The following is a 26,330-nucleotide window of genomic DNA, read 5'->3' as shown; positions in this document are numbered from 1 at the left end:
CATGTTTACACGCCTTATCGCCGTACTGCTGATGGTGGTGCCGGTACTCACCACGGCCGGAACCATCGATGATATCGCCCGCCTGGAACAGGCCAAAGACACCGGTGCGCAGACAGCGGAACCGCCAGCTGCCGGACGCAGTGAGAAGCCCGGCGCTAACCGCACGCCGCTGAAACCGGTCTGGTTCCACCTCAACGACGGGCGCAGCGTGGATATCAGCCACTGGCAGATCGTGCATTTTATCCGCTCTGACTGCCCGTACTGCCACCGGTTCAATCCGACCCTGAAAGCCGTATCCGGGCAGCTTGGGATCGGGGTGTTTGTCTACAGCTTTGACGGTGTGGGTGACGCGGTGTTTCCTCATGTCCTGCCGGTGAATGACGGCATCCTGAAAGACTTCTTTGCCGAACTGCCGCAGGCCACGCCAACCGATTTCATCATCAACACGCAGTCCCTGGTCACCATCCCGCTGTCCCAGGGGGAACTGACCGAAGACACGTTAAAGCAGCGCCTCGATGAGTCGTTTGCCCTCGCCGATCGTCTGGGGGTGCTGTGATGACAACCCGTCCCCGGCTTTTCTATGTCTCTGTGTCAGATGAAGTGATGGATGATGAATTCAGTGACAGTGTTGTCAGCGATCTGATGGCCTGGCTGACTGACGTGAACCGGATGGTGGTTAACTGCTATCACGCCGGGCGTGCGGTCACCGAGCTGGTGATGCATCAGGGGAACGGCAATCTTCTGTGTCTCTCCATCTGGAGTGATGCACTCAGCGTTCCCCGTGTTACCCCGGATGATATCCGCCTGTCCTCCAAAGAAATCGCGTTACCGGATACGACAGACACGCTTATCCTGGTCACGAAAATGGCGCGCCACGCCGGGCTGGTCCCGGCCCTGTCGCCGTACCCGCAATCAAGCACCGTTCTGGAGTACATCCGCAATGAATAAACTCAGAGAAGCTGCCGTGTTATGGGGCAGTCTGATGGCTGTCTGCTCCGGCGTTCACGCGGATGTGCAGACCGATATCAACAAGTTCTTTAACGACATGGGCGGCGGCGGGGCAAACGTCACCAAAGCGGCGGCCTGGCAGGGCCAGTCAGCGGGTTACCTGACGGGCGGTAACCTGTTCGTGCGTACGCCGGTGCGTAATATCCAGCTGATATCCGTCACCCTGCCGGATATCAAATCGGGCTGTGGCGGTATCGATGCGTACCTGGGGTCGTTCTCGTTTATCAACGGCGATGCGATCAAGGTGATGGGTAAACAGATTATGTCCAACGCCGTGGGCTATGCCTTTGACCTTGGTCTGGAAACCATCTGCCCGCAGTGCAAGAGCGTGAAGGACTATCTGCAGAAGCTGTCTTCCGACGTCAACAACATGAATATCTCCACCTGCCAGGCTGCGCAGTCTATCGTTGGCGGGCTGTGGCCAAAAACCCAGGCTGCCAGCCAGCAGATCTGCCAGGACCTGGGCAACAAACACGATGTGTTCTCTGACTGGGCTTCCTCACGTCAGGGGTGTGGCGTGGGCGGGCAGAACAACAACGTCTATAACAAGGCGACGGAGGAGGAGAAAAAACGCATCCCGCGTAACCGCAACCTGACGTGGGAAACATTCAGCAAGCTCAATCAGTTCTTCAGCAATGACAGAGCACTGAAAGAATTCGTGATGTCGATGGTCGGTACGGTTATTTACGACGCACAGGGTAATCCGACGTTCCTGCAGCCACGCGGCGGCAGTGAGTCGATGTTCAACACGCTGCTGAACGGAGGCACGGAGAAGGTCTACCGTTGCAATGACACCACGTCCTGCCTGAAGCCGACGATTTCCAAACTGACGCTGACGGAGGCACAGGGGATGACCGGTCGCGTACGCGACATGCTGAATGAAATCTTCGAAAAATCACGCAACGACAGTGCCCTGACGGCAAATGAAAAGGCGCTTATCAGCAGCACCCGCGTGCGTATCCTGCGCTACACCATCGACTCCGCGTCCGTGGGGATGGATTCCAGCGTGGTCAGCAGCCTGGCGGAGTACATCGCGGCTGACATGGTGATGTCATACATCAACGGGCTGCTCGATGTAGCGGCCACCAGTGCCGCAGGTTCACTCGATACTGATGAAGAGAACAAACATTTTCGTGAAAACCTGCGGCAGGTCCGCAATGAACTGAGCGCGCGCGTGGCCCGCATTCAGGTGCAGCAGAGTGGACTGGCGGAATACGATCGCAGTCTGGCCGAAACACGCCAGCAGCTCTCTTCCTCCGTGTCTGACAATATCCTGTCCAACTACCAGTTCGGGGGTAACTAATGGCGCTTGATATGTGGGTCGCCAGCGGTGGCGGCATGATCACAATGGGGCTGAACGCAGTGGCTACCATCATGCAGAATGACGGCTGGAAAACGCTGGTGTGGATAGCGGAACTGCTGGGCATCATATTCTGTATCCTGACCTGGCTGAAAACTCACGATCTGAAAGTGATGTTCATGTGGGGGCTGACGTTTGTGCTGGTCACCACGCTGCTGCTGACGCCCAAAACGACCGTGGTGGTTAATGACCTGACCGCGCCACAGACGATTGGTCGGGTCGATAACGTCCCGATTGGACTTGCTATACCGTTGTATCTGGTCACCGGGACCGGCTATACGCTGGCAACGTTGTATGAAGATACGTTCCATTTCCCGGACGAGCGGGCTTACACCAAAACCGGGATGCTGTTCGCCTCCAAACTGATGCAGGACAGCTTTACCATCCAAAGCCGCGATCCGGTTCTGTCCTATAACCTGGTGGAATACACAAAGCAGTGTGTGGTTCCCGATATCATGCTGAATCAGAAATATACCTATCAGGACGTAATGGAATCTGCTGACGTCCAGTCGGTGATTTTCAGTAAACCCAGCCCGCTGCGCGGAATAATGTGGAGAGATTCTTCAGGCGCTAACTTCATGTACTGCCGTGATGCGGCACCAAGACTGAAAACGCTGCTGCAGGCACAAAGTAATGCCACCGGGACCACATTCCTGACTCATGCGGCGAAAATGCTGCCCGGCAGTACCGCACCTCAGACCGTATATGCCGACCAGCTGGCCGGTTCCTATAATTACTTTTTTGACAGCAGTAAATCCGCTCAGTCCATCATGTTGCAGAACATCGCGGTTGCCGGATTGAGGAGAGGGATGAACAGCTACGTTAAGGGAATGAACGACACCGCCTCGATGGTGGATATCGCCTCGGAGTCGTCGCTGATGAAACTGCGGCTTTCCCATGCCGTGAGCTACACCATCGCAACCGAAGTGCTGCCGCAGCTGCACACCGTGCTGATGCTGTTCTGTGTGTGTATCTTCCCGCTGATGATCCTGGCGCTGTTTATCCGGGAACTCGCACTGTCCGTCATCAAAAGCTATCTGAACTTTATGGGGAGCCTGATGCTGTGGCCGGTGATGTTTGCCATCTTCAACTTTGCGGTGAACTTCAGTACGCAGAACAGTTATCACTCTACCGGTCCCACGCTGTCCAACGTGAGCCGGCTGATGGAAACCAGCAGCACGACGGCCGGTATCGCGGGCTGGCTGATGCTGTCTATCCCGTTCCTGGCGTTCCGTCTGTTTACCGGCCTCGGCCAGGGCTTTGCCAGTCTGAGTTCGAGCCTCGGCAGCGCGCTCAGCAGCGCGTCTGCAGGCGACTCTGCGGCAGTGGCTTCCGGTAACCACAGCGTGGGTAATGTGCAGGTTGATAACGTCAACGGCTTCAAAACCAACCTGAACCGGGAATTCCGTGCAGGGCTTAACACGACGCAGCTGCCGAACGGCGCACTGGAAACCGGCACCGCTGCCGGCGGGACCGTCTATGATTCGACGGGCGCCATGAGTCGTCTGCCGGTTGATCTGCATCTTGACCGGCATCTGGCCAGCGCGGCCCAGAAAATGACGCGGGACAGCATGAGCCAGACCGAAGCCGCGCAGCAGGGGTATAACCACTCTGTGCAGCAGAACGCCTCGCAGCTGCGCCAGTTCCATGAGCAGTTCGGTAACAGTGATACCGCCACGCTGTCCGCCTCTACCGGTATGAGCGTGAACGACTCTGAACGGGTCAGCCGTATGCAGAGCGTGGCGCAGGATTATGCCAGCCGGAACAACGTCAGTCTGACCCAGGCGTACTCAGAGCTGGAAGATAAGTCCCGCAGTATGTCAGTAAATGCCGGTGCGAGAGGCTCTGTTAACTTTAACTCAGGTGATGCTATCTGGGGCAAAGCCGGTACATTCCTAGGCGGTGTATCAGTGAAAGGTGATATCCATGCGGGTGTGGACATGAATGGTAAGACCGGCTCCACTTCTCAGGTATCAGAAGGTGGCCAGAGCGGTAAGGATAATTCGCACACTGTCTCCGCACGGGAAGCACAGGACTTCAGCCAGGGGATGGATGTGTTGCGTAACTACAACATGAGTTACAACGGCCAGCACGTTGACAACAACGCGGCCGGGCTGATGAACCAGATTTCCACGGGTATTAACACCTCAGACAGTCAGTTCCAGCAGTATTCAACCAGCCAGTCGCACACGCATGAGCTGCAACGAATGGCATCTGAAACCGATACGCTCAGCGCCAGTGCGCGTGAGAACTACAATCAGCAGTTTGTGGAATGGGTACAGAAAAATGCACCTAACGATGCGCGTGAAGTGCTGACCAACACCTCGGATGAAAATGTGCAGCAGCAGAGGGAAGCGCTGGTAGAGCAATTTGTGCAGGAGAAACTGCAGGGCCGTATACAGGGAGACTATGCACAGAATGCGGGTCGCACCGGTGAAGGTATGCACGCACCGGCAAACAACGCACAGCCCGGCAGCGACTGGGATGATACAAACGCAAAAATAGACGGTCGTATCGTCGGGAATAATATCAATATCAACGTAAAGGGAAATGTTGACGAGATATCTGATGCTGTCAAGGGAAGGGAAGATTATGCTAAATATGAGATGGGAAATGGCCGTGAAAATAGTCAGTCTGGCATGGATAATCAGAAGAAAGATTTTAAAGAAGCTGATAAAATATTCTCTAACAACAAGGATGCGGCTGATGTACATCAGGATTTGACTTCGTATAACTTGAAAGATGCTAAGACCTACAAAGACTTCTTGAATGATGACAAATAAAAATTTTTCAAAAAGGTGGTGGTATTATGAATATTACTTACAGTGAGGTTAAAAGCGATTCAGCGAAAATAGTTGAGTCCATACTATCCTCTGATAGGGAAATACCATCCCTAAAACGGATTGTGGGGGTGCTTAAATATCACATTGCACTATATGTTTTTTTCGCGACCCTATCCTTTTTTCTACCGAAAGTAGACAAAGGTAGTGGGGTGTTTTTTTTGGTTGCTGCTTTCGGTGTGATGCATTGGTTTCTCTTGGTTTCATTGATGTCAAGCTATGCAACCTTATTTTTTATGGTACGTGACACAAAGGTAAAAGAACTTAAGCTGATGGTTTTGGTTCGTAGTAAGATCAAAAGTTATAGTATGGTTTGGGCTTTTGGTATTGTGTTGCTTGGTTTAATTTCGATATCAACTGAGCTTAATATTGGCGCCTTGGTGTTTGGTAATTTAATTATAAGTGTTTTGGGGTTGATTATATTCAATTTGGATATGTCTCGCTTTCAAATTTCATCTTTACTCGGTGCGATTTCTGCTGCAAAAGATAGTTTTTCAAAAAGGAGCTAACATGGTTTCTGACAAGGAAGTATCTACAGGAGGACATGATGTCGTTCTGATTTCTGAGGCGATGCTGGAGCCTGTAGTGAGGAGAGCCTCCTTCCTCACTACACTCAGCAGGATTAAGTATCATCTTACTTTGTATCTCTTTTTCGTTATCTGTGCTTTTTTCTCACCTGACTTTGGGCTGAGTCGATATGTGTGGTTCTGCATCCTGATATTTGGTGTTGCGCAGTGGGTTTACTTCATCAGGTTTATGTTTAGCTGTGATCCTTTTTTCGCGGCAATCCGTGAACCCCGGTTAAGAAAACTCAGGCTGGCAAAGGAAATATCATCAAGAACTCAGACCTACGGGTTGTTATGGTTTGTGATAATCGCGATGTCAGGAATGATCGCCCTGTCTACAGAGCTGAATATCGTTGCTCTTGTTGCCGGTGATTTGATATTTACGATTATTGCCATTTCAGCCTGTAACGTGGATATGATTGTGTTCCGGATGACAAAAGCCGTTGAGATAACAAAAGCAGTAGAAAAAAGACATTACCCCGCCGCATAAACGCATCAAGAATTTTAACCTGAAACAATTTAACTCTGGCCGTGAGGTCAGGGTTAAAAGGCATCTGTCAGAGGTAATTATGTATATTCATTTAACGCCTTCATTTTTTCTGAACTTTGCGAACGTAAGTATCGAACTGGTCGATGTGCAGATCCCTGAGCTGGATATTCTTTTACAGAACGACAGGGAAATCACCGTTCGCTTTCCGTCACCCAATAAACGCATTCATTATGTCTGCCGTAAAAAGGGACGCCGGGGAGTGCAGGGTATTTTACTCAACACCGATAAGCCGGTATCTGATATCACCGTCATTACCCGCTGGAACGTGCAGGGCAGTCTTACCGTTCATCGTGTTCATATGCATATTGAGGGGACAGACGATGCGGCGACCGACTGCATTCATTTATGGATGGGCGAGGCCAGTAAGCCATTCGGGGTGAAAACGCCCGCCTGCGCGAAGGAATGGATACCGGCAGCCTGCCAGCCGAGAATGACGGTCACCGCTGCAGACAGACTTTCGGGCAGGGAAACAGCCATATGGCGGAAAGTCGATCCCCGGGGGATAATCCGGGAGCAGACGGAATTCTTCACTGCTGCAACCGTTGAGCCGGAACGACTGCAGAGAGACCGGTCATGGACTGACAGGCTGCCAGACTTTGATGACGCTTTCCCCTGCAGGGTCTGTGAATACCCGGATACGGTTAAACCGGTTCCTCATTATCCGGGTGTGGCGGTCTGTACCCTGCAGGAGCAGGTTGCCCTGATTGCTGACGATCTGACGCATGAAGGGATGCAGGATGCCTTTGAGCAGATAGTTAAGCCTGTGCTGGAAGACGTGGCGGATAAATGCCCGGTTTTCTTTACCAATACCAACAACCTGATGAATGCCGTTAACCGTTATTCAGACCGGTTCAGGGCGCTGGCGGAGCAGGAGAAAGCGTTTTTCCGCCGGCAGGTCAGTATCCCCTTATTCGAAGTCATCGTTTAACCGCACCGCCCGCCACAGTCCTGAAACCTGTTTCAGGCGAGGAGGCGGAATGTTACGGCGCTTATCCCAGGCACGTTCACGCATGGGCCTGACCTGACACCCTCAGTTTTTTCCGGCATCGCTTCTCAGTTAACACTTCCCGCTTAAACAGGGTTGCGAACGCGGCTGTCTGTTCACGCCGTTGCCGGTCAGTTAATCACCTTATACAAGGACCATGAAAATGAGTCTTAACGCACGCGACTTTACTCAGGGCGGGCAGGTCACGAAATACATGATCGGCATGTTCATGCAGATCATGAATATCGCCTCTTACTGGGTCATCCTGTTTTCAGCCTGCATTTTTATTTTATGGATGTGCATCCGTCTGCCACTGCAGGCGTTTATCCACGGTTCAGCGTACTGGCTGATTAAATGGACGGTTATCCCGTTAAATAAGATGTCCGGTGCTGACGGGTATGGCTGGAATTTCAGTTACGAAAGGGCCAGCGGCGAGGTTGTCCGCTTCCATCACACCGCGTCCCAGGTGATGAACGATCCGTATTTCATCCACGCAGCCGATCAGGTCAGGGATGCCGCCTTTTATGGCTGGGGTATTTCGACCTTCAGCTTTGTGCTGATGATACTGGGCATCACCTGGTTCTTCGGTAACAAGGGGAAAAAACAGCGCGCGGACGAAGTCACCGGCGGTCGCGTGATGGCGGACTCCTACAAAGACCTTAACCGGCTGCTCAAAAAGGCCGGGAAGATGTCGCCCATCAGTATCTGCGGCCTGCATATCCTGCAGGACTCCGAAATGCAGAACTTTGGCCTGCACGGTACGGTGGGGTCCGGTAAAAGTACGGCGCTCAACGACCTGATGCGGCAGCTGCGCGAGCGGGGTGACCGGGTCATTGTGTACGACAAGGGCAACAACTTCATCCCGCTGTTCTACCGGCAGGATAAAGACCTGCTCCTCAACCCGTTTGATGCGCGCTGCGCACCCTGGGATCTATGGGAAGAGTGTCTGACCATTGCAGACTTTGAGAACTTCGCCACTTCTCTGCTGCCGGACAGCCAGGGGGGAAGCGATCCGTTCTGGGTGCTCTCCGCGCGTGCCCTGTTTGTGGCCACCGCCCGCCGCATGGCCAGGGAAAAAGATCGCAGCATCGCCGGTCTGCTGAAAAAACTGATGTCGATCAGCCTGGCTGAACTCAGGGAATACCTCAAAGACACTGACGGTGCCAACCTGGTTGACGGCAGCATCGAGAAAACGGCCATGACCGTGCGCACTATCCTGACCACCTATGCGCGTTCGCTGCGCTACCTGCAGGGGCTGGATGAGCAGGGCCGCCATCCTTTCAATATCCGCGACTGGATGCACACGGAAGATGCCGGTGGCGATAATCCGTGGATCTTCATCTCCAGTGACGGTCAGAACCACAACTCACTTAAACCGCTGCTGACCGCCTGGCTGTATATGTGTATGACCGGAATACTCAGCCTGACGGCGTCCCGTGAGCGCCGTGTCTGGCTGTTCCTCGACGAACTTCCGTCACTGCACAAGCTGCCGATACTGCCGGAGTTTCTGGCCGAGGCCCGCAAATTTGGCGGATGTTCCGTTGTGGCCGTGCAGAACTTCCCGCAGCTGAAAGAGCAGTTCGGCACCAACTTTGCCGAGTCCATCTGGGATTTACTCAATACCCGCATGTTCTATCGTGCGCCCAGCGGCACGGTGGCCGAATGGGTGCAGCGTGAAATCGGTGAGAAACAGCACAAAAAATTCCGCGACCAGTACAGCTACGGCGTGGACATCATCCGCGACGGTGTGCAGTTCTCCAAAGATGAAACCAATGAGTTCCTGGTGAGCTATTCCGATATACAGAGCCTCGACGATCTGGAGTGCTACATCACCCTGCCCGGCAGCTGGCCTGCCGTGCGTATGCGCCTGACCCGCCAGATCTACCGGGAGATCGCCACCGGCCGTATCGACCGTCCGGTCGATGACCTCTTTGATGCCGAACTGGAGGAGGGGATCAACGCCGGTGAAAACGATATAGCCAGTCGGATTGTCGGCCGGCTGTTTGGCGATGCCGCCGTTACTGAGAGTTCCCCACCTCCTGATGCTGCCCCTGCCAGCGAAGACGCCACCAGTGACGGTCGTACGGCGTCACTGCCGCCTCCGACACCGTCAGCCGGCGATGTGTCTCAGGAAGCTGAAGCGGCCCAGGCTGAACCGGACCAGGACAAACCCGCGCAGGAGCTGGTCGTCGATGATGTCCGTCATCATGACAGCATGGCTGTGGATGATCGTTTTTGAGGTGAAAAATGCTATCAGTATCGACAGTTAAAAGTGCATCAAAGGCCGGAGCCTACTATACCGCCGAGGATAATTATTATTTCCTTGGTGAGCAGGCCACCGGATGGTATGGCACCGGCGCAGAATCCCTGGGACTTGACGGCCCGGTCAGCCGGGAAATGTTCACCGAACTTCTGGAAGGGCGTCTGCCCGACGGCACGGACCTGACTCGGATGGAAGGGGACGTGAACCGCCATCGTCCGGGCTATGACCTGACGTTCTCGGCACCCAAAAGTGTGTCCGTGCTGGCGCTGGTGACCGGCGATCGTTATCTGGTGGAGGCTCACAACCGCGCAGTGGATAAAACGCTGGACGAGGTGGAAAAGCTGGCCACCACCCGGACCATGCAGGACGGTGTGTCAGGGATGGAGCGGACCGGTAACCTTGTGATTGCCCGTTTTCTGCATGACACAAGCCGCAATCTCGATCCACAGCTGCACACGCATGCTGTCGTGGCCAATGTCACGCTGGCAGAAAGTGGCTGGAAAACCCTGTCGTCCGACACCAAAAACCGGCAGGGCTTTACCGATCAGGTCTGGTCTGAGCAGGTGAGTCTCGGCACGCTGTACCGTGCATTTCTGCGTCAGGATATCGAGGCTGCCGGGTATCCGGTGACCACGACCGGCGAACGCGGAGAATGGGACATCACGGGTGTGCCGGTTAAAGAGTTTTCCAGTCGCAGGCAGGATATTCTCGATGCGGTTGGGACAGATGCCAGTGCCCGCCAGAAAAGCGTGGCGGCACTCGATACCCGGAACAAAAAAGAGTTCAGTGACATGGAATCGGTCAGGGAACACTGGAAAAAAACGCTGGATGATACCGGTTTTGACCCGGCCACTTTCCGCGATACGGTTGCAGATACCAGCCGTCAGCAGCAGCGGGAAGCTGACCCTGAGCAGCTGACCGGAGGCCGCGAAAATCAGAGCCGGGGCGATCGGTCATTCAGGGCGGAGCTTACTGAACGTCCGGATATGGCCGCAGAAGTCAGCGCGGCTGTCGCCCGGCTGTCGGCGAAAAACGTCCGCTTTACCTATGACAACGTCCTGACCAGCGTGCTGACGCATGTGCCGATTCAGGGCGGCGTACTGTTAAGCGTGCGTATGGCCATCGATGACGCCATTTTCCGGGGTTCATTACTGGCGGTTGATACGAAGCAGACCCTGTTCACCTCAGCGGCGCAGCTGCGCGACGAAAAACGGCTGGCTGAGGTCGCAGGCGGGCTGGCAGAGAAAAGCGGAGGACTGCAGTCACCCTCCGGGGAGCGCGGAGCGATGGCGCAGCTGGCGGAGGCAAACCGCCTGGTGACTCTGGTGGATGTCCGGGGCGGCCAGGCTTATATGAAACAGTTCAGTGAATCGGTTGTGGCGCTGGCAGAGAAAAACGACAGACCCCTCGTCGTGGTGGCGGCAGACAGTGGGAGTCTTAAACGGCAGAAAACGTTGTTTGACGGCTCCCGCCGCGTCACCCTGACCACGGCCGCAGAACTGGCAGAGACCCCGCTGCCGGAAAATGCACTGGTGCTGGTCAGTGAGGCCGAACGTTTCAGTACCACGGCGATGCACGATGTCCTGAAGACGTCCGGTCAACAGGGCGGCACCGTGGTGGTGGCCGACACCCACGCCAGGCGCACCACCGGTTTTGCCACGGAGGTGCTGAAAGCTTCAGGGGTAAAAAGCTTCACGGCGAGCGCGGCCGGTGATGCCGTATCGGTGACGCTCGTTCAGAAAGACACCGTGGATGACCGGATGGAGGTGGCTGCCCGGTACTATGCGCAGAAGGCTGCGCTGGGTGAAAAGGTCACTGCACAGGCCGGAAACCGGCAGGTCCGGGCACAGCTGACCGGTAAAATCCGTGACGTGATGAAGGAGGAAGGTACGCTGGGACGGGTGCTGACGCAGGTCACTGTCCGGGAGCCGGTCTGGCTGGATGCAACAAGCCGCAACGATCGCAGTGCATACCGCGAAGGAATGGTACTGGAACATCACCTGGCGCCGGGCACAAAAGAAGACTTCACCATCACCGGCGTCAGCGAGAAGCACAACCGGCTGACGATGACGAACGAAAAAGGCCAGACCGTGGGACTGAAAATCAGCGCCATCGACAGTCATTACCGGCTGTACCGTGAAAAAACGCTGGAGCTGCGTGAAGGGGAGCAACTGCGGGCATCGGCCGATATCCACGTCAGGGCAGGTACAGGTGAATCGCTGACGGTCATCGGTCTGAAACCGGGAAAATGGCTGTTTAAAGATAAGCTGGTCATGAGCAACAGCCGCGGTCAGAAGGTGCAGGTGAATCCTGACGCGCCGCTGTATGCCGACTACGGGTACACGGAGTCCTTTGGAGCAACCCGCCGCGCGCAGGGGAGCGTCATCGCCGTACTGAGCGGGCGGGATGTCAGTGACGCCACCATCAACATGCTGAAACGAAGTGGTGACAATGTCACTGCTTTCACCAGTCTTGATGAACACACCATGACAAAACGTCTGGAGGAAAATAAACCACTGGTGACCATCACCGGAAGTCTGAAATCCCTGAGCGGCCAGGACGATCTGACGGATGCGCTGCGGGCACTGGGCGCGCGAAAAATGTCACTTAATGAACGTGAGGTCCGACTGGCGATTGAGAAGGTGACAGGCACTAGTGTGACCTTCAGTGAAACCGCCATCCGGGCTGAGATTGCCACTGATAACGTGATTCTGGCGGAGAACCTGTCGCTGCATATGAGTCTGCTGCAGAAGCGGGGAGAAATCATCCCGCTGAGTCCTGAGCAGGGTGCTGCCGGTTTGTTTATTTCCCGCGACAACTTCGACAATGAGCTGACCATCCTTCGCCATGTGGCGGAAGGAAAAAATGCTGTCCGCCCGCTTATTCCCGGTGGCCTGACCGCAGATCAGTCCGGGAACCTGACCGGTGGTCAGCGTCAGGCCGCCGATCTTATCCTCACATCCCGTGACCGTATCATCGGTATTCAGGGCTATGCGGGGGTGGGAAAAACAACACAGTTCCGTACGGTGGCCGCAGCAATCAACAGTATGGAGAATCCGCCGGTTATTGCCGGTCTGGCACCCACTCACCGGGCGGTGAGTGAACTGAACGGTGCCGGTATCCCCGCGCAGACCATCGCCAGCTTCCTCAGTGAAAACAGCCAGTGGCAGGAAGCAGGGGAAGCACGCGACTACAGCAACACGCTGTTTGTTATCGATGAATCTTCCATGAACGGCAACGCACAGATGGCCTCTCTGCTGACGGTTATCGCGGAAGGAGGAGGCCGGGCGGTACTGAGTGGCGACAAGGATCAGCTCAAATCGCTGGAGTCCGGTGCACCGTTCGCGCTGACACTGGAGCGCAGCGCGGCAGATGTGGCCGTCATGAAAGAGATTGTGCGTCAGACGCCGACACTGAGACCGGCTGTTGAAGCGATCATCGCCGGTAATGTCAAAGAAGCCCTTTCCGTGGCAGAGCATGTCAGCCCGGAGGTGGTGGCGAGGCAGCGTGACGCGGTTGTCCCTGAAAGCAGTGTTGTTGACGTGCATGCACTTCAGGTTGCCGCTGAAAAACAGGCGCTCGAAGAAGGCGTGAAAATGGGGCTGTCGGAAAAAGAGATCGATGTTCCCCGCATCGACATTTACTCCCTCGTCGCTGATGACTATGCCGGCAGGGCACCGGAAGCGCGGGATAACACACTGATAATCACGCCGCTGAACAGTGACCGCCAGAGGCTGAATGAGAAGGTACATGAAAAGCTGATTGAACAGCGCGTGCTGGACAGGGATGAAAGCACTGTGGTGAATCAGCTTATCCGGGTGGGTAACAGCAATGCCGATCTCGGACGCCGTTCATTCTGGACGACTAACCGGGATAACACGGTCAGGATCGGGGAAAAGTATTACAAAGTGGGAGAGTCTGACCAGGACAGCGGTATCGTCCGCATGCACGGTCTGGAAGGCGCTGATGACCGCTGGCTTTCCCCTCCGGAACTGCGTAAAGAGAGCGTGGCCGTGTACACGTCCAGGACCGCAGAGATAAGCACCGGTGAAAAAATACGTCTGACGGCCACTGACCGTGAGCGGGGAATTATGTCGAGTGATAAGGGCACCGTCACGGGGGTGACAAAGGACGGACAGATAACCCTCGATACCGGCGGCCGGACGCTGATCCTGAATCCCAACCGGTCGCTCGCGGATCAGCATATGGACTATGGCTACGCTGTCACGAACTACAGCTCCCAGGGTGCCTCTGTGGACTATGTCATTGCACTGGCGTCAACCGGCAGGATGGCGACACTGGATAACGCCTATGTACAGCTGTCGAGGACGAAAGAACACGTGCAGGTTTACGCGCACAATCTGCAGAGATGGACAAAGCAGGTTGAAAGTAACAGCGGTAAACGGGAAACGGTGCATGACGTGGTGATGCGGGCGGAAGATAACCTCGCTGAACGCGAAGTCATGCTGTGGGATAAAAGCCAGCCGGTGGCAGACACCCGGCTGGCGCAGCGCACCGACAGTGACCTGATGGCGGACGCGCGGTTTCTGTCCGGGAAAACACCGGAAATTATCTGGCCGGTCATTAACGAAAATGGCAGACAGCGCGGTAACTGGCATGTCCCGGTATCGCCGGCAACCGGACAGGTTGACTTCAGTCAGGCACATTATGAGGGAGCCGGAGATGGTAACCGGATCGTACTGCAGCGCGGTGAAAAACACGGTGAAATACTGCAGGCCGAAGATATCAGCCAGGCGCTGACACTGATGGAGAAAAACCCCGACAGCCCGGTGGTCCTGGCATCCGGTCGCACAGAGGAGAGCGAAAGCCGTGCGCCGGAGACAGCAGCCGCATCCGCTGGCGAGGAGCTGCAGGTGAAGGATGAAGAAGCACTGGAGAAGGCTATCCGCAATACCCTGGGTACAGAAGAAAAAGAGGAGCAGGATAAACAGCACCGTGTTGAAGAAAACACTGGACTGATGGACAGCAACGGCGGGAAGGAAGACCGCCACGGACTGGCAGACATCGCAGAGCGTGAGCTGGAAGACAGCCTGCTGGCACGGTACGGGCAGGATAAAACGGATGACGTTCTGCATGACCGTGATTTTCGCAGCGATGAAGTGAATATCGTGCGACACGAACGGGTTCATACCGAACCGGAGCCTAAACCTGCACCACAGAAAACACTGGAGTAATCGATGAGCGGATTTCTCGTTATTGTCACCGCAGCGGTGGCCCTGCTGGTTCTCTTCGTCATGCTGCCTGAGCTGAGTGAAAGAGGCTGCCTTCTCAGGCGCTGGAGCCGCGACACCTACGGCGCGGCCGGGAATGTGACTGACAGCATCACAACGGAACACCTTTCGCGATTTATCCGCGAACACGGGTTAACGGAAAGCGAAACCAGGCCGCTGCAGAATATGCGTACCCGACCGGCCATGATGCCGGTGACGTTGCTTCTGCATCCGTATCTGGTACGGCGGAAAGGGCGGCGGTTTGTCAGAAGCGGCAGGCAGAACCTGCTTATCGGTGCGCTGGTGACGATCGCGCTGATATTCCCGCCAGTCACCGGGATGGCAGTGGAGCACCCGGCGATGTGGCTGGGGTCTGTCATTAATATTGCTGCGTTCGCAGCCGGAGCAAATCTGGTCAGGCAGTGCATGTCGGATACCAGCCTGGTGAATCTGCTTTTAACGGGAAAAGGTGACTGAAAAAACACCGCCTGCCACTACTAAGATTACCCCATCTCATTGTTTTTTTCCTGAATGCTGAAACTCTGAAGGGCGGCGCTGGCCATCAGCGCCGTTCTGACAGCAGCAGTCTGTTACACCCTCAAACAACTCAGGAGTTACCCATGAGCATGACAACCATGCTGATCCTTGTCGTCATTATTGTGGCCGCTTTCATGATACTGAAAGTTATGAGCCAGGAGCAGGAACAGCCACCGTTATTGAAAGCGCTGAAAGAGGCCGGCGTCAGACCGGGAGAAACCGAACAGATGATGTCCAGGAACACCTTATGGAGCCGCAGGGGGCAATTACTGACCGACCGGGAGACACATTTTTTCCATGAACTGCTAAGGGGCACGGACGCCGGGCGGTGGTATCTGTGCCCGCAGGTCAGGGTTGCCGATATCGTTCAGATATCCTCTGGCGTGCGTCCCCGCAGCAAGGCATGGTGGAAACTCTTCAGCCTGGTTTCGAAGTGGCACTGCGATGTGGTGATTGTTGACCGGGCAACCTTCACCGTAGTGGCCGCCGTCGAGCTGGACGACCGTTCTCACCTCAAACCAGCACGTCGCCGGCGCGATATTCTGCTCAACGAAGTCATGCGTCAGGCGGATATTCCCCTTCTGCGGGGTTATGACCGGGCGGAGCTGCAGCAGCAGGTTATCCATTTTCTCTCATTGCGCGATAACGGGTCAGCCGCCGGATCATCTCCAGAGGCGGTTGAAGACAATTCCTGCCGCCCTGCGGTTGGCGGATCATGACGCTGCAGGGATTAGAAATCCCGACACCGTCATGACCTGATACTTACCAGTCGTGATTGAGAACATATTCAGGGCAATCGGGAAACCTGCCAGCTAACTTCCCGCAACTGGCCGGGCCTGCGCCGATCTTCAGACCACGCGCCAACGTGCGTCTCACTTCAGATTCAGGACAGTCGCCGATCTTCTAAAACTGTAGTATCCTTCGGAAATGACGAATAAATTTTCTGCAGGAGAAGAAATGTCGCAGGCATTGAACACTGAATCTCCTCCAAAAGCCAAACGGCTTTATCGCAAAGGTAACCGTCTCTCAGATGCAGAGAAGAAACGTCTTTCTCTTTTGCGAAAAAAAGACACGCATAAAGAAGTCACGTTGTATATGCGTAATGCCTACAAAGACGGTCTGTTAAAGCTCTGTAAGGAAAAGGGAATGACGCAGGCTGCACTGGTCGAATATCTTATTGAGAAAGAACTCTCACTGGAAGCTGATCCGGAACGTAGCGTGAAGGGGTTACCATATTGCCTGCACGAGGATTGAGTGGTACATTGCAGAGCGTTAATGAATTCTGGCGGGCCACGCCGAAAGGTGGCAGGGAATGAAGTAACTGGCTGACAGGCTTCAGAAAAGCAAAAACCCCGATAATCTTCTCAACTTTGGCGGGTAGGAAAGATTAACGGGGCCACAAAATCCACATAGAACTGTTGTCCTATGTGGAGGAGTATAGTGCCATGCACAGGAAAACTCAATACCTGCAACGGCCCCTCCTTCTGCGCAACATAAGTGCAGGGGGCTGTGCCTGAATCATCAGCAGCAAATCATCAGGATGTTTACCGTCCGTCCCGCCGTGGGGAGTCTAACCGGCTTCGCCGTGGGTCATCAAAAACACATCGTCATCTGACGCCTGTTTTTACCGGCAGCGTCCCGCGCGGAACCGCGTCTAAAGTGGTGGCCTGTTTCCGTCAGCACGACTGGTGTCGTAACAGCGATCTGATCGCCCTGCGCCGTACCGGCTACACACCCTATGGCCGCATATTCGATCCGTCCTTCCGCCCGAAACCGATGCGTATCACACCGCGTTCAGAGAGCCGGGAAGCGCTCACCGCGCTTTCGCTGGTACTCGCGGCCAACAGCGATTACAGCCCGGACAGCGACTACATGTTTGAAGTCATGCTTCCCCTGGAAGACGTGGCCAGACGCATGAACGCGCTGCATGTGTATGAGAGCGGACGTAAAGCATATGACGTGGCGCTTCATGCGCTGCGGGTGCTGGAAGAACTGGACTATGTCGTTGTACACCGCGACAGGGACACGGACTCCGGTCAGAACAAACCGGTGCGTATTTTCCTGACCGAACGCTGCTTTACGTCACGCGGGATCGCTGTCGAAGATATCCGTCAGTGGCTGCACAAATACCGCCAGTGGGCGGTTACAAAAGGTGTGGCTCAGTCACTGCGAGAGAAATACGAACGCCATCTGTTACGCATGGCTCGCCTGGGCATGGATATCGAGAAACACCACTCCCTGAAAAACCGCCTGCGTCAGATAAAACGCTGGGTGGTCAGTCCGGAGCTGCGTGCTGAACGTCGCCAGCTGGAGAACGACCTGGGCGCTCAGATCGACCGTCACAGCGACAACCTGCTGCAGCTGCGCGCCGCAAAACGTGATAATACGCCAAACCGTACCGGCTGGATGCGCTGGGTGGCGAGTGGCCAGTGTACGACCGCGCAGCAGCTGCAGGCAGAGCGTACGGTAAAGGCACTGCATCCGCAGCTTCATCTCTCCGATCCTGAGCGTTATTACGCCCTTCTGCTTGAGCAGGCCGGCATACATCTCTGATACACCACCTTTAACTTAACCGCGTATATCGCGGTTTAGGTGCTGGAATTTTGCCGCAAAAGGCAGTCCGGCAGGGCGGCGCACGTCCGTAACCGGCGGCAAACTTCGTATCCTGTAAGGTTTTCCAGTATCACCGTCAGAAAAATGCCTGTGAACGGTGATTAAATACTCAGTTAAATTCGAAGACATTATCAAATAACCGATTAAATTCGAACGACAGATTTATCACCAGATTAATTTCGAAACCTCTTCCGCAGTAATGCTTAATTTCGAACATTATTTCTGAACTAAACATGCCCTTTTAAAAAGGGAGTATTCGGAGCAGCTAACGCTGCATCCGGGATAGCTCCTTTCACTACGTTCAAGGCATAAACCCCCGATACCCAGACTTCAGCGCCGCTGGCAGGAAAATATAAGCACCTCCCCGCACCAGGTGCGGGGCAGTCAGATTAGTTACAACAAACAGAGAGTGACCCCTGACACGGGAAAGAGACGAACATCGGCGCCGTGCCTCTGTGTTACCCACCGGTTTTCCCCGCCCGGGGCCAAAGGCCCCGGACAGGAAAAAAGATGGATGCTGTAACTAAATCGAATTACCCCTTGTAAGCGGCCGCAAGGCGCCCGCTAACACTGCGGAAAAGATTTCCCGGCGAGCTGAAGCTCACCGCCAAATCACCGCAGTTCAGGAGTAAATAATCGCGGAGTCGCTGCAGGTCCAGCTGGGTCTGGCAGGGAAAGGGGTGGATTGCGGGATATGCTGGCCTGTAACCGCCTGCGGCGGGCCTCCGCCGGCATTCAGCGACAGAGTTACCTTTGGCTGAGGTTGCCGGCTTCCTTTAAAACCTGGCCCGGATATGGGTGATTCTGCAATCAGTTTTCTGCGTATCGGTAACGGGGTTAGAGGGCCAGTCGTGTAAAAAACCACGCTAGCCGACTATTTACCTGAATAACATATTATTTTAACTAATCTGCCAGCGTTTATCCTGACTTATCTGAACGGGGCTCCGCCTGTAAAATGTGAAAGATAGAAAGGTAATTATTTATTTATAATAAAATTAAATAATTTCAATTTTCTCTTCAGAATATACACTGACAGTATGAAGAAATCCCCGTTGTCACGGGGATTTTCCTGTAGATAATACGTTACCGGACTTGCTTCGAAGGCGCAAAGCGCAGTATCAAAATACCGGCCAGAGCGGCCAGTATGGATCCTGCCAGAACCCCCACCTTGACCTCATCAACGAGCAGAGGGCTGCCTGTAAAGGCCAGATTGCCGATAAACAGGCTCATGGTAAAACCAATCCCACACAGTACCGAGACGCCATAAACTTGTAACCAGGTACTTTTCTCTGGTCGTTTCGCCAGACCCAGGCTGACGGCCAGTAGCGACAGGCCAAAGATACCTGCCTGTTTACCCAAAAACAGGCCCAGCGCCACGCCTACCGGAACCGGCGACAACAGGTCATTCATCGTCATGCCCGACAGCGCGACGCCCGCATTGGCGAAGCCAAACAGCGGCAGTATCATAAACGTGACCCAGGGGTTGATGGCATGCTCAAGCCTGTCCAGAGGCACTTCATCAGCCGCATTCCTGGTTTGCAGCGGGATAAAGAACGCCAGCAGGATACCCGCGACGGTGGCATGCACGCCTGACTGAAGCATGAAAAACCACAGTACTCCCCCCGTCAGCAGATAGGGCAGCAGGCGCGTCACGCCGGCACGGTTCAGGCTAAACAGCAGAGCAACCATTGCCGCTGCACCACCCAGCATCAGAAGCGAAATGTTGCTGGTATAGAAGAGCGCGATGATAGCCACCGCCCCCATGTCATCCAGAATAGCCAGCGCCGACAGGAAAATTTTTAGCGAGACTGGCACATGACTGCCCAGTAAGGCGAGTACACCGAGCGCAAAAGCAATATCCGTGGCCGCCGGGATGGCCCAGCCGGAAAGGGTTTCGTCATGACCGGCATTAAACCCCACGTAAATCAGGGCAGGTACGGCCATACCACCCAGTGCGGCAAAGCCCGGCAACGCACGCTGGCTCCAGGTGGCTAACTGGCCGGTGACAAGCTCACGCTTTATTTCCAGCCCGACCATCATAAAGAACACGGCCATCAGGGCATCGTTTATCCAGTGCTCAACGGACAGGCCGGCTGTTTTGTATTTCAGGAGTGCTTCATAACCTTCCCTGAGGGGCGAATTGGCCACGATGATAGCGGCTGCCGAAGCAATAATAAGCACAATACCGCCCGCTACAGGTGAACAGAAAAAATTAGAAACGGGCTTGATAACTTTACTGGTTAATCCGATTGGGTTTTCTGTCACTTAATCTCCCCCTGAGATGTTGACTTACGAATTGTGAATCAGGCAACCCAGAGACTGTGCACTCCAAAAATGCAATGCACAGCCTGATTGACTGATGTAAGAAATTTAGATAATTAAATTAATAAGTTAAATGCGGTCAGTCTGTGGTTACATTTTATCATGCACCGTCAGGCAAATGGCCGCCTTCAGGTAAATTATCGTAAAGCGAAGCCTTGGCGGGGCTAGGGTACGTTTCCATTCTGAGAAAAATTACTCAAACTGTTTCCAGAAAATTGCTGAAAACTTACGAACCGGCCGCGTGTAAAGATATCTGTCAGTAAGGGCTGGCAACGTAAACTGACACGGGTAGTGATGGGGAATGATTACACAGGACACCATTTGCAGACAGATGCTGCTCTGAGCCGCATTACCCTGAAAAGCCTGAACAGCAGCTGATGGATAATTATCCGTCCATGCCGGTGACGAATGGCTTTTAGAAAAGACATACCACAGGGCAAAATGGCGCATTTCGTTAACACTGAGGACAGAAGTTTTGGGCTGGATATATTTATTGCTTGCCGGATGCTGTGAGATCTTTTACGCGGCGGCCATGCCGCGCACCGACGGGTTTACCCGGTTATGGCCAGGCATTTTTTGCGCGGTATTCATTTGCCTGAGCATGTACCTTCTGTCGCTGGCCACCCGGACTATTCCCGTGGGTACGGCTTATGCGGTATGGGTGGGGATCGGGGCGCTGGGTACGGGCGCTTATGGCATCACCATGCTGGGCGAAGACCGCAGTGCGCTGCGGATCTTCTGTTTTTTTCTCATTCTGGCCGGGATTACGGGACTGAAACTACTGACCTCAGATGAGCGCTGACAGAAGCCTTTGAATACGGTCAGCCCGTGAGGGAAAAAAATTTGTATGAAAAAGCACATCCGCAGACGGGATGTTTTTGAGTGCGCGACTGAGTTTACTCAGTGCGACAGAGAGGGGTTACGACTCAGGGTGGCGTAAGACGCATGATATTTTTATTTCTCCTTTACGGCGGATGTCTGCCTTCAGGACCGGATTATGCCGTCTGAATGGGGCCTTCAGGACCGGCGGCGAGGCCTGATAAGTGCCGGCACAGGGCCCGGACACGACCAGAACAGCGTTTTACTATAAACGAAATCAGGAAGGCGTCAACGCCGTGTTCACACACGCCTGGCTTCAGATACGGGACCCTGCATCCCTGCTTCTGCCAGTGACGCAGGCCAACCCTCACATAAAACACATTCACTTTTTCATATTTATTGTTGACGCCATTGCATTGTGAAGAGACACTGCGTCTCTGTATTGACAGGAGGCCAAATGACAAACGCATCCCCGCTTCAGTTGTTTAAAAATCTTTCTGATGAAACCCGGCTCAGCCTCGTGTTGTTGCTGCGCGAAAAAGGCGAACTCTGCGTCTGTGAACTCTCGGAAACCCTCAGACAGTCGCAGCCCAAGATATCACGACACCTTGCGTTACTCAGGGAGGGAGGGCTGCTTATTGACCGCCGCGACGGAAAGTGGATCCACTACCGGCTGTCACCGCACATGCCCGCCTGGGCCGCTGCCGTTATTGAGCAGGCTTACCAGTGTCAGCGGGACGATATCCGTGCGTTATGCCTGCAGGCCGCTCAGGATAATGCCGCCACCAACGGTCGGGCTGTCTGCCTGTAAAAAAAATCATTCATACATATACGTTATTTCATATTTCACTGGCGGCTACTCTTCACTCATTTCGCTGAGTAACCGGACACGTTGCAAAAGGGAGTGGTTATGTTTCTGGCGGGCGCAATTTTTGTTCTGACCCTGGTGCTGGTTATCTGGCAGCCCCGGGGCCTCAGTATTGGCTGGAGCGCCACGATCGGGGCCGGGCTGGCGCTGCTGACCGGCGTGGTGCATCCTGCGGATATTCCGGCAGTCTGGCAGATTGTGTGGAATGCCACGGCGACGTTCATCGCGGTTATCATTATCAGCCTGCTGCTTGATGAGTCCGGCTTCTTCGAATGGGCGGCCCTGCACGTTTCCCGCTGGGGTGGCGGCAGGGGCCGGCTGCTGTTCACCTGGATTGTGCTGCTGGGCGCGGCGGTGGCCGCGCTGTTTGCCAACGACGGCGCGGCGCTTATACTCACCCCCATCGTGATTGCCATGCTGCTGGCGCTGGGCTTCAGCTCCGGTACCACGCTGGCGTTTGTGATGGCCGCCGGCTTTATTGCGGACACCGCCAGCCTGCCGCTTATCGTGTCGAACCTGGTGAACATCGTTACGGCGGACTTCTTTACGCTGGGATTCAGTGAATATGCCTCGGTTATGGTGCCGGTGAATATCGCCTCGGTTGCCGCCACGCTGGTTATGCTGCACCTGTTTTTTCGCAGGGACATTCCGGCCACCTATGACCTGGCGAAGCTGAAGGCCCCGCAGGAAGCCATCCGCGATATGCGAACCTTTAAAACCGGCTGGGTGGTATTGCTTCTGCTGCTGTCGGGCTTTTTTGCCCTTGAGCCGCTCGGCGTGCCGGTCAGCCTGGTGGCCGCCGTGGCGGCGTTTATCCTCTGGCTGGTTGCCCGACAGGGGCACGTCATTGATACACGTAAGGTCCTGAAGGGTGCGCCCTGGCAGATAGTTATCTTCTCGCTGGGCATGTATCTGGTGGTGTACGGCCTGCGAAATGCCGGCCTGACGGATTATCTCTCCTCGCTGCTGAACCGCTTTGCAGAGCACGGCATATGGGGAGCCACGCTGGGTACCGGATTCCTGACCGCCTTTCTGTCTTCGGTCATGAACAACATGCCCACCGTGCTGATCGGTGCACTTTCCATTGATGGCAGTGCCGCTCAGGGCGTGGTGAAGGAGGCGATGATTTACGCCAACATTATCGGCTGCGACCTCGGCCCGAAAATCACCCCCATCGGCAGCCTGGCCACCCTGCTGTGGCTCCACGTTCTGGCACAGAAAAACATCACCATCAGCTGGGGCTACTATTTCCGGGTGGGCATCGTGATGACCCTGCCGGTACTTTTCGTGACGCTGGCCGCGCTGGCCCTGCGCCTGAGTGTTTAACCTGAAACCCACGGGCCGCCAGACTGCAGCCCCGATCGGAGGATCTCATGACCGACATTACCATTTACCACAACCCGGCCTGCGGCACGTCCCGTAACACTCTGGCGCTTATCCGCAATACGCGCACGGAGCCGACCATCATCCTGTATCTGGAGACACCGCCGTCGCGTGACCTGCTTAAAAAGCTGATTGCAGACATGGGTATCAGCGTGCGCGCGTTGCTGCGTAAAAACACGGAGCCTTATGAGCAGCTGGGGCTGGCTGAAGACCGCTTCAGCGATGATGAGTTACTGGATGCCATGCTCGCTCATCCCATCCTCATCAACCGCCCGGTCGTGGTGACGCCGCTCGGCACAAAACTCTGCCGCCCGTCGGAAGCGGTTCTGGATATTCTCCCCGACCCTCAGCAGGGCGCGTTTATCAAAGAAGACGGCGAGGCAGTAATTGACGACCAGGGGCAAAGAGTCGGGAAGCAGATATAAGGGATTTTGAACATGATAAAGAACACGTTACTCAATATTGATGTCGGGATTTTTGATAGCGAAATCACTGAGGAGCGGCTCACTGTCTCTGCAGTCAGGCAGCCCGTCAGGATCCTGATGCTGTACGGTTCACTGCGTGAACGCTCATACAGCAGGCTGGCGACAGAGGAAGCGGCGCGCCTACTTGAATCAATGGGCGCAGAAGTCAGGATTTTCAACCCTTCAGGATTACCCCTGCCTGATGATGCGCCTGATTCGCATCCCAGGGTGCAGGAACTCAGAGAATGGGTTCGCTGGTCTGAGGGTATGGTGTGGTGTTCCCCGGAGCGTCACGGTGCCATGACCGGAATTATGAAAGCGCAGATTGACTGGATCCCCCTGTCTGAAGGCGCCGTAAGGCCCACTCAGGGGAAGACGCTGGCAATCATGCAGGTCAGCGGGGGTTCACAGTCTTTCAATGCTCTGAACCAGATGCGCATCCTGGGACGCTGGATGCGCATGTTTACTGTCCCTAACCAGTCATCGGTAGCCAAAGCGTGGCAGCAGTTCGATAACACAGGCCGTATGCTTCCCTCTTCATATTACGACAGGATAGTGGATGTGATGGAGGAACTGATGAAATTCACGCTACTCCTGCGCGGCAACAACGAGTATCTCGCCGATCGTTACAGTGAACGTAAAGAAAATGCAGCACAACTTTCGGCCAGAGTGAATCAGCGGGATATTTAAAAAATCAGCCGCTCTGCTTTATTCATCAGCACCCGGTGCGCATTTTTTCAGACGAAAATACGTCGCCCGGGATATGCCCGTTTTCTCCATAACGGTTTTAACGGGTATCTTCCTGGAAATGAGTTCTCTGGCCACTGCTGATTTTTGATGGGGTTTTCGTCCGAACTTAACTCCGGCCGCCATGGCAATTATCCTGCCATCGTTAGTTCGTTCCAGTATGCGTTCACGCTCTGCTTCTGCAACGGCCGCAAGGATCTGAATAACCATTTTACCCATTGTACCTTCTGTGCTCAGACCATTTTCAAGAAACCTGATGGATATTCCTTTCTTATGGCAAGCATCCACTATGTGGATCATGTCCGCAGTATTGCGCCCAAGCCGGTCCATTTTAGTACAAAGTATAATGTCATCCTTTTCGGCGCGGGCAAGCAGCCTTTGCAGTCCCTCGCGTTCGTCCGTTGCCCCGGACATCATGTCGGTAAAAATCCGGTCATCCCGGACTCCGGCAATTTTGAACTCGGAAATCTGCACCGTCAGTTTTTGATGACTGGTCGATACTGGAGTGACCCCATTCCCATAGACATTCGCTGTCCTCACGGCGAGGCCTTTTCAAAGGCCTCAGGACTGACGCCACCCAGGTGACTGTGACGCCGGGCCCGGTTGTAGAACACTTCAATGTAATCGAAGATATCCGCCCGGGCCAGATCCCTGGTTTTATAAATGCGTTTTCTGATCCATTCTTTTTTCAGCGAACTGAAGAACGATTCGGCCACTGCATTATCCCAGCAGTTGCCACGCCTGCTCATGCTCGGCGCCAGGTTATTGGCCCGGCAGAAGCGCTGCCAGTCGTCACTGCCGTACTGGCTGCCCTGATCGCTATGTACGATAACCTCGCCGTCCGGTTTTCGACGCCACACGGCCATCATCAGAGCGTCCAGCGCGAGTTCGCGAGAGAGAGTGGGCTTCATCGACCAGCCAACCACGTTACGGGCGAAGAGATCGATAACCACCGCCAGATACAGCCAGCCCTGCCAGGTGCGGATATAAGTAATATCGGTGACCCAGACCTGATTGGCCCGGACAACGGTAAACTGCCGCTGCACACGATTAGGCGCAACCACTGAAGGTCTGCCAGCGATACGACGCGGAGCTTTATAGCCGCGCACGGCTTTAATCCGGTTCAGTTGCATAATACGGCACACCCGGTTTTTACCGCAGATTTCCCCGATTTCGTTCAGGTCGCCATGAACCCGGCGGTAACCGTATACGCCTCCGCTCAGTGAATAGGAGTCACGGATAAGCGTCAGCAGACGCTGGTTATCTTTATCCCGCGCGGAGACCGGGTTGTGCAGCCACGCATAAAACCCGGCCCGGGCAACGCACAACACCCGACACATCGTCATGACACCCCATACAGTGCGGTGCTCATTGATAAAGCGGTACTTCAGTCGGGCTCCCTTGCAAAGTACCGCGCGGCCTTTTTCAGTATGTCCCGTTCTTCCTCAGTGCGCTTCAGTTGGGCCCTGAGCTTCAGGATCTCGCTTTTCGCTTCCAGTAAATCACGGGCATGCTGCTCGCTGTTATCGGGTTTAATAGCCCGTAACCACTTATAGAGACTGTGTGCTGAAACGCCCAGCCGGTCAGAAACTTCGGCGACGGAATAACCGCGTTCCGTTATCTGACGGACGGCTTCTTCCTTAAATTCAGGTGTAAATCGTGGTGTACCCATACGCTCCTCCTATGCTCAAACTATAGGGCAGGATCGTCTACCGGGGCGGGGTCAGTCCAGTCAATCGACGACACCATTTCGATAGTCGGCTCCTATCTCCGT

Annotated in this window: 22 protein-coding genes; 19 read left to right on the top strand and 3 right to left on the bottom strand. The window is 54.7% G+C overall.

The window, feature by feature from the left end; genetic code table 11:
* Nucleotide 1 precedes the first annotated feature (1 nt).
* From traF to OMR58_RS22175, 14 genes are all read left to right on the top strand, one after another.
* Nucleotides 2–556, top strand: a complete 555-nt coding sequence (traF, locus tag OMR58_RS22235) for a conjugal transfer protein TraF (RefSeq protein WP_264546955.1) — start codon at nucleotides 2–4, stop codon at nucleotides 554–556.
* Nucleotides 556–948: a hypothetical protein gene (locus OMR58_RS22230; RefSeq protein WP_264546954.1), complete on the top strand. Its 393-nt coding sequence runs from the start codon at nucleotides 556–558 to the stop codon at nucleotides 946–948. Before traF ends, OMR58_RS22230 begins: the two co-directional genes overlap by 1 nt.
* Nucleotides 941–2,311 (top strand): conjugal transfer protein TraH, encoded by a 1,371-nt coding sequence (locus OMR58_RS22225; protein WP_264546953.1) that lies wholly within the window; start codon nucleotides 941–943, stop codon nucleotides 2,309–2,311. The genes OMR58_RS22230 and OMR58_RS22225 overlap by 8 nt, the downstream gene beginning before the upstream one ends.
* Complete coding sequence (traG, locus tag OMR58_RS22220) at nucleotides 2,311–5,151, top strand: conjugal transfer mating-pair stabilization protein TraG (RefSeq protein ID WP_264546952.1); 2,841 nt, start codon at nucleotides 2,311–2,313, stop codon at nucleotides 5,149–5,151. The genes OMR58_RS22225 and traG overlap by 1 nt, the downstream gene beginning before the upstream one ends.
* Before the next feature lie 26 nt (nucleotides 5,152–5,177).
* Nucleotides 5,178–5,717 carry a hypothetical protein gene (locus OMR58_RS22215; RefSeq protein WP_264546951.1) on the top strand — a complete coding sequence of 180 codons (540 nt, stop codon included), beginning with the start codon at nucleotides 5,178–5,180 and terminating at the stop codon, nucleotides 5,715–5,717.
* A 1-nt stretch (nucleotide 5,718) separates the two neighbouring features.
* Complete coding sequence (locus OMR58_RS22210; RefSeq protein ID WP_264546950.1) at nucleotides 5,719–6,264, top strand: hypothetical protein; 546 nt, start codon at nucleotides 5,719–5,721, stop codon at nucleotides 6,262–6,264.
* Nucleotides 6,265–6,343: 79 nt separating this feature from the next.
* Nucleotides 6,344–7,252, top strand: a complete 909-nt coding sequence (locus tag OMR58_RS22205; protein ID WP_264546949.1) for a DUF6012 family protein — start codon at nucleotides 6,344–6,346, stop codon at nucleotides 7,250–7,252.
* Nucleotides 7,253–7,472: 220 nt separating this feature from the next.
* Nucleotides 7,473–9,548 carry a type IV conjugative transfer system coupling protein TraD gene (traD, locus tag OMR58_RS22200; RefSeq protein ID WP_264546948.1) on the top strand — a complete coding sequence of 692 codons (2,076 nt, stop codon included), beginning with the start codon at nucleotides 7,473–7,475 and terminating at the stop codon, nucleotides 9,546–9,548.
* A gap of 8 nt (nucleotides 9,549–9,556) precedes the next feature.
* A complete protein-coding gene (gene traI, locus OMR58_RS22195; RefSeq protein ID WP_264546947.1) occupies nucleotides 9,557–14,767 on the top strand; it encodes a conjugative transfer relaxase/helicase TraI in 5,211 nt (1,736 codons plus the stop codon).
* A gap of 3 nt (nucleotides 14,768–14,770) precedes the next feature.
* Entirely contained in the window at nucleotides 14,771–15,280 is a 510-nt protein-coding gene (locus OMR58_RS22190; protein WP_264546946.1) for a hypothetical protein, read from the top strand.
* 149 nt (nucleotides 15,281–15,429) lie between these two features.
* Entirely contained in the window at nucleotides 15,430–16,059 is a 630-nt protein-coding gene (locus tag OMR58_RS22185) for a DUF2726 domain-containing protein (protein WP_264546945.1), read from the top strand.
* A 238-nt stretch (nucleotides 16,060–16,297) separates the two neighbouring features.
* Nucleotides 16,298–16,594, top strand: coding sequence for a replication regulatory protein RepA (repA, locus tag OMR58_RS22180; protein WP_264546944.1), 297 nt, complete (start codon nucleotides 16,298–16,300; stop codon nucleotides 16,592–16,594).
* Between the two features lie 191 nt (nucleotides 16,595–16,785).
* A complete protein-coding gene (locus OMR58_RS26085) occupies nucleotides 16,786–16,857 on the top strand; it encodes a hypothetical protein (protein ID WP_444861341.1) in 72 nt (23 codons plus the stop codon).
* Nucleotides 16,850–17,893: a Replication protein gene (locus OMR58_RS22175; protein ID WP_264546943.1), complete on the top strand. Its 1,044-nt coding sequence runs from the start codon at nucleotides 16,850–16,852 to the stop codon at nucleotides 17,891–17,893. The genes OMR58_RS26085 and OMR58_RS22175 overlap by 8 nt, the downstream gene beginning before the upstream one ends.
* Before the next feature lie 1,143 nt (nucleotides 17,894–19,036).
* Here OMR58_RS22175 and nhaA read toward each other — a convergent pair.
* The gene (gene nhaA, locus OMR58_RS22170) at nucleotides 19,037–20,218 is read right to left on the bottom strand and encodes a Na+/H+ antiporter NhaA (RefSeq protein ID WP_347710577.1); all 1,182 of its coding nucleotides are present in this window, start codon (nucleotides 20,216–20,218) and stop codon (nucleotides 19,037–19,039) included.
* 532 nt (nucleotides 20,219–20,750) lie between these two features.
* Here nhaA and OMR58_RS22165 point away from each other — a divergent pair.
* From OMR58_RS22165 to arsH, 5 genes are all read left to right on the top strand, one after another.
* Nucleotides 20,751–21,077 carry a DMT family transporter gene (locus tag OMR58_RS22165; RefSeq protein WP_264546942.1) on the top strand — a complete coding sequence of 109 codons (327 nt, stop codon included), beginning with the start codon at nucleotides 20,751–20,753 and terminating at the stop codon, nucleotides 21,075–21,077.
* Nucleotides 21,078–21,551: 474 nt separating this feature from the next.
* On the top strand, nucleotides 21,552–21,905 hold the full coding sequence (locus OMR58_RS22160; RefSeq protein ID WP_264546941.1) for a metalloregulator ArsR/SmtB family transcription factor: 354 nt from the start codon (nucleotides 21,552–21,554) through the stop codon (nucleotides 21,903–21,905).
* A 99-nt stretch (nucleotides 21,906–22,004) separates the two neighbouring features.
* Nucleotides 22,005–23,288 (top strand): arsenic transporter, encoded by a 1,284-nt coding sequence (locus tag OMR58_RS22155; protein ID WP_264546940.1) that lies wholly within the window; start codon nucleotides 22,005–22,007, stop codon nucleotides 23,286–23,288.
* 47 nt (nucleotides 23,289–23,335) lie between these two features.
* Entirely contained in the window at nucleotides 23,336–23,770 is a 435-nt protein-coding gene (gene arsC, locus OMR58_RS22150) for a glutaredoxin-dependent arsenate reductase (protein WP_264546939.1), read from the top strand.
* 12 nt (nucleotides 23,771–23,782) lie between these two features.
* Nucleotides 23,783–24,499 carry an arsenical resistance protein ArsH gene (gene arsH, locus OMR58_RS22145; RefSeq protein ID WP_264546938.1) on the top strand — a complete coding sequence of 239 codons (717 nt, stop codon included), beginning with the start codon at nucleotides 23,783–23,785 and terminating at the stop codon, nucleotides 24,497–24,499.
* Nucleotides 24,500–24,517: 18 nt separating this feature from the next.
* Here arsH and OMR58_RS22140 read toward each other — a convergent pair whose 3' ends face one another.
* Nucleotides 24,518–25,096, bottom strand: coding sequence for a recombinase family protein (locus OMR58_RS22140; RefSeq protein ID WP_264546937.1), 579 nt, complete (start codon nucleotides 25,094–25,096; stop codon nucleotides 24,518–24,520).
* Nucleotides 25,093–26,228, bottom strand: a protein-coding gene (locus OMR58_RS22135) for an IS3 family transposase (RefSeq protein ID WP_264546936.1) whose coding sequence is annotated in 2 segments (ribosomal slippage) — nucleotides 25,093–25,982 and nucleotides 25,982–26,228 — 1,137 coding nt in all. Because the reading frame shifts where the segments join, the coding sequence is not laid out codon by codon here. The genes OMR58_RS22140 and OMR58_RS22135 overlap by 4 nt, the downstream gene beginning before the upstream one ends.
* Nucleotides 26,229–26,330: the final 102 nt, after the last annotated feature.

Source organism: Erwinia sp. INIA01 (assembly GCF_025947915.1).
GTDB classification, from domain to species: domain Bacteria; phylum Pseudomonadota; class Gammaproteobacteria; order Enterobacterales; family Enterobacteriaceae; genus Erwinia; species Erwinia coffeiphila.
This window is presented reverse-complemented; position numbering and strand designations above follow the sequence as displayed.

Bases quoted from the DNA above. Each gene is read 5' to 3' on its own strand.
- traF (WP_264546955.1), top strand. From the start codon at position 2: ATGTTTACACGCCTTATCGCCGTACTGCTGATGGTGGTGCCGGTACTC.
- OMR58_RS22230 (WP_264546954.1), top strand. From the start codon at position 556: ATGACAACCCGTCCCCGGCTTTTCTATGTCTCTGTGTCAGATGAAGTG.
- OMR58_RS22225 (WP_264546953.1), top strand. From the start codon at position 941: ATGAATAAACTCAGAGAAGCTGCCGTGTTATGGGGCAGTCTGATGGCT.
- traG (WP_264546952.1), top strand. From the start codon at position 2,311: ATGGCGCTTGATATGTGGGTCGCCAGCGGTGGCGGCATGATCACAATG.
- OMR58_RS22215 (WP_264546951.1), top strand. From the start codon at position 5,178: ATGAATATTACTTACAGTGAGGTTAAAAGCGATTCAGCGAAAATAGTT.
- OMR58_RS22210 (WP_264546950.1), top strand. From the start codon at position 5,719: ATGGTTTCTGACAAGGAAGTATCTACAGGAGGACATGATGTCGTTCTG.
- OMR58_RS22205 (WP_264546949.1), top strand. From the start codon at position 6,344: ATGTATATTCATTTAACGCCTTCATTTTTTCTGAACTTTGCGAACGTA.
- traD (WP_264546948.1), top strand. From the start codon at position 7,473: ATGAGTCTTAACGCACGCGACTTTACTCAGGGCGGGCAGGTCACGAAA.
- traI (WP_264546947.1), top strand. From the start codon at position 9,557: ATGCTATCAGTATCGACAGTTAAAAGTGCATCAAAGGCCGGAGCCTAC.
- OMR58_RS22190 (WP_264546946.1), top strand. From the start codon at position 14,771: ATGAGCGGATTTCTCGTTATTGTCACCGCAGCGGTGGCCCTGCTGGTT.
- OMR58_RS22185 (WP_264546945.1), top strand. From the start codon at position 15,430: ATGACAACCATGCTGATCCTTGTCGTCATTATTGTGGCCGCTTTCATG.
- repA (WP_264546944.1), top strand. From the start codon at position 16,298: ATGTCGCAGGCATTGAACACTGAATCTCCTCCAAAAGCCAAACGGCTT.
- OMR58_RS22160 (WP_264546941.1), top strand. From the start codon at position 21,552: ATGACAAACGCATCCCCGCTTCAGTTGTTTAAAAATCTTTCTGATGAA.
- OMR58_RS22155 (WP_264546940.1), top strand. From the start codon at position 22,005: ATGTTTCTGGCGGGCGCAATTTTTGTTCTGACCCTGGTGCTGGTTATC.
- arsC (WP_264546939.1), top strand. From the start codon at position 23,336: ATGACCGACATTACCATTTACCACAACCCGGCCTGCGGCACGTCCCGT.
- arsH (WP_264546938.1), top strand. From the start codon at position 23,783: ATGATAAAGAACACGTTACTCAATATTGATGTCGGGATTTTTGATAGC.